Origin of the sequence: Streptomyces sp. MnatMP-M17 (assembly GCF_900091995.1) — a bacterium.
In the GTDB taxonomy this organism is placed as follows: Bacteria; Actinomycetota; Actinomycetes; order Streptomycetales; family Streptomycetaceae; genus Streptomyces.
This window is the reverse complement of the sequence record NZ_FMDK01001179.1, coordinates 1-1,172: the sequence shown is the minus strand read 5'-3', so window position 1 is coordinate 1,172 and position 1,172 is coordinate 1. Positions and strand designations below refer to the sequence as shown.

1 protein-coding gene is annotated in these 1,172 nt (G+C 72.5%); it reads left to right on the top strand.

Annotated elements, in window-relative coordinates; all coding sequences use genetic code 11:
• A partial coding sequence (locus tag GA0115259_RS37550) for a polyketide synthase dehydratase domain-containing protein (RefSeq protein ID WP_176732787.1) occupies positions 1 to 1,172 on the top strand: 1,172 nt, incomplete at both ends.

Sequence of the window (1,172 nt, the reverse complement as noted above, 5' to 3'; positions counted from 1 at the left end):
CCCCCCGACGACGAGTGGACGCTACACGCCTCCGGACGGATCGGCGGCGGCGAGCGGGTGCTCGGTTTCGACACCACCGTATGGCCGCCCAAGGGCGCCACCGTGGTCGATGTCGAAGGCCTCTACGACCGGTACGCGGGCAACGGCCTCGAATACGGGCCCGTCTTCCGCGGACTGCGCGCGGTCTGGCGCCGGGGCGAGGAGATCTTCGCCGAGGTCGCGCTGCCGCGGGAGGTCGGTGACGCGGACGCGTACGGAGTCCATCCGGCACTCTTCGACTCCGTTCTGCACAGTACGGTCTTCGCCAGCACGGACGGCGACGACAGAAGCCTGCTGCCGTTCGCGTGGAACGGAGTCTCGCTGCACGCCTCGGGCGCGTCGGCCCTGCGCGTCCGTGTGACACCCAATGGCCAGGACGCGGTACGGCTGGCGGCGGTCGATGTCCAGGGCGAGCCGGTCATCTCGGTGGAGTCACTGGCGCTCAGGGCCGCCGGGCCCTCATCCGCGGGCGAGGCCCGGCGCGACGAGGCCAACTCCCTCTTCCGCGTCGACTGGACGCCGGTGACACCGGAGAGCGCGGCGCCGGAGACCGACTGGGTGGTGCTCGGCACCGACGAGCTGGGACTGACCGGCGCACTCGCCTCGACGGGCGCCGCGCGGCTGCGCGCGCCGGTACGATCGCTCGCCGAACTCCTCGCGGAGGCAGGCGCATCCGGCCGTGACGACGAGAGTCTGCCGGGGATCGTGGTCGTCCCGCTCAAGGGCGACAACGCGCGGAGCGCCGAGTCCGCACCTGAACTCGCACATGAACTCTCCCGCCATGTACTGGAGTTGATCCAGCAGTGGCTCGCCGAGGAGCGGTTCGCCGGCGCCCGGCTGGTGTTTGTCACCCGAGGCGCCGTCGAGGACGGTGTCCACGAACTCACGGATGTCGCCGCCGCCTCGGTCTGGGGACTGGTCCGCTCGGCGCAGGCGGAGAATCCGGGCCGGTTCCTGCTGGTGGACATGGACGGTACGGCGGAGTCGGCGGCGGCCCTTCCGGCGCTGCCCGCGCTGGCCGACTCCGGCGAACCGCAGGCCGTGGTCCGCTCGGGCACGCTGCGCGTCGGCCGGCTCGCGCGGCTTGAGTCCGGTACGGGCCTGGTGCCACCGGCGGGTGTGCCCTGGCGGCT